The following is a 259-nucleotide window of genomic DNA, read 5'->3' on the forward strand; positions in this document are numbered from 1 at the left end:
CTGAGCAAGGCCGCGCACAACCCGGCGCTGAGCAGGCGCGAGCCACGGCCACGGGTCAGTGCTTGCAGGGCACGGTGAAGTGGGGTCTGGGCAAAAGTCATAGCGGGGTTTCCAGGGCGGCGTCGGTGCGCACGCCGCGCCAACGGTTGAAGCGGTGGCGCAGGCGGTCCAGGTACAGGTAAACCACCGGCGTCGTATAAAGGGTGAGGATCTGGCTGAACACCAGGCCACCGATGATGGTCAGGCCCAGCGGCTGACG

Annotated in this window: 1 protein-coding gene; it reads right to left on the bottom strand. The window is 66.8% G+C overall.

The annotated features are described in order from the left end of the window. Positions 1–97: 97 nt before the first annotated feature. Positions 98–259 (bottom strand): efflux RND transporter permease subunit (locus SB719_RS21070; RefSeq protein WP_412159871.1); only part of this gene is annotated, 162 nt, incomplete at its 5' end.

Source organism: Pantoea sp. SIMBA_079, from assembly GCF_046940275.1.
In the GTDB taxonomy this organism is placed as follows: domain Bacteria; phylum Pseudomonadota; class Gammaproteobacteria; order Enterobacterales; family Enterobacteriaceae; genus Pantoea; species Pantoea borealis.